The sequence below is a fragment of the Oleiphilus sp. HI0132 genome (assembly GCF_001635845.1).
On the sequence record NZ_LWGJ01000160.1, the window covers coordinates 1 to 838 of the forward strand.

1 protein-coding gene is annotated in these 838 nt (G+C 45.7%); it reads left to right on the top strand.

Features of this window, described 5'->3' with window-relative positions; translation table 11 throughout:
- The coding region (locus A3766_RS02065; RefSeq protein ID WP_068641560.1) for an ABC transporter permease at positions 1-838 on the top strand (838 nt) is incomplete at both ends.

Consider the following 838-nt stretch of genomic DNA (forward strand, 5'->3'; position numbering starts at 1 on the left):
TCGTATTGGCAATGCAACCAACAATATCGGCTGGGATAGTTATCAAAAAATCTCTTCACACAAGTCGGTTGCCTGGGCTATTCCAATTTCACTTGGGGACTCTCACAAAGGCTATAGAGTGATGGGCACCACGCAGGATTATTTCAAACACTACCGCTTTGCTGATGACAGAGGGCTGGACTTCGAGCAAGGGAAGCACTTTGACGGGGTTTATGATGCGGTGATTGGTGCTGAGATTGCGGAAAGCTTAGGCTATAAAATTGGTGATCAGCTGACCTTGGCGCACGGTGTTAACGATACCGGGTTCTCCCGGCATGATGATAAACCTTTTATACTAACTGGCATACTTGCCCGCACAGGCACGCCTGTTGATCGAACGATTCATGTTAGTTTGGAAGGTATTGAAGCATTACATATTGATTGGCAGTCGGGTACACAATCTCGGAACAAGGTCACTGCAGAACAAACGCTAGAAATGGATCTTCAACCAAAACAAATCACGGCATTTATGCTGGGCTTAAAGTCGAAAATGGAAATTTTCCGTATCCAGCGAGCGATAAACAAATACAAAAAAGAACCCTTATTAGCTGTATTGCCAGGCCTTGCTTTGGGGGAATTGTGGCAGTTAATTGGTGTGGCCGAAAAGGCTTTGCTGATTATTGCAGTCTTCGTTTTATTGAATAGCTTCGTTGGCTTATTAACGGGTATTCTTAGCAGTTTAAATGAACGTCGGCGCGAAATTGCGATTCTCCGTTCTTTAGGTTGCCGGCCGAACCAGATATTTGTACTGCTGGCCTCAGAGTCCTTGCTGTTTGCAGTGCTTGGGTGTGCGCTAGGG